We start from the raw sequence: 691 nt of genomic DNA, 5'->3' as shown, positions 1-691 counted from the left end.
CGCCGGGCCAGGACCAGTCGAGCCGTTGTTTTCCGTTGGATCGGACGGCTGCCGGGGAAAGCCGGACGGCTCGGGAGACGTGGCGCCCGCTGCCTGCATCGCCTTGGACGGGCCGCGTGGCGTGCTGGTGGAGGCGAGCAGGATGGCGCTGGTGTCGGTGCTGGTCGTGGTGTTCGGCCGCGGGTGTGCGGCGGTCTGGCCGCGCAGGTCGGTGATGGTGGTGGGTCGCCCGTTCCCGTCGAACGCGGCCAGCAGGGTGCTGGACATGAACAGGTGTTGTAGCCACGCGTCTTGTTCCGGAACGTTTGGTTCGGTTCGGTTGACGGCCTCGGGCATCAGAGGGTCCCGCACCTGGATTCTCGGCGGCCCGGATTCCTGTGGCTGGCTGTAGAGGGCGAACACGTGCTGCTGTTCGTTCGGTATCGCGGCCTTGACCACGACCATCGATCCTGACGCGGCCCGCAGCGCGGCCAGCACGTCCTCTCCTGCGACTCCGTGCGGGTGGGGGCCGACAGGCTCGGGTACCGTGTCGAGGATTTCCATCAGTTGCGGCCAGCCCATATTGGGCGCGAGCCGCCCGTCGGGTCCGAGGATCCGGTCGTCGAACACCGCCCGGTTGCCCAGCCGTTTGTACTCGGTTTGGAACACATCGAGCGTGGCCGCCACGCACCACCACAGGTCGCCGCTGCTG

At 68.3% G+C, this 691-nt stretch carries 1 protein-coding gene; it reads right to left on the bottom strand.

Annotated features, from left to right (window positions below; all coding sequences use genetic code 11):
- Positions 1-666: hypothetical protein (locus FXF52_RS41215; RefSeq protein WP_222870970.1), on the bottom strand; the 666-nt coding region annotated here is incomplete at its 3' end.
- Positions 667-691 lie beyond the last annotated feature (25 nt).

This window comes from Micromonospora sp. MP36 (genome assembly GCF_008119785.1).
GTDB lineage: Bacteria > Actinomycetota > Actinomycetes > Mycobacteriales > Micromonosporaceae > Micromonospora.
Note: the sequence above shows the minus strand (reverse complement) of the source record. Positions and strands in the feature narration are given on the sequence as shown.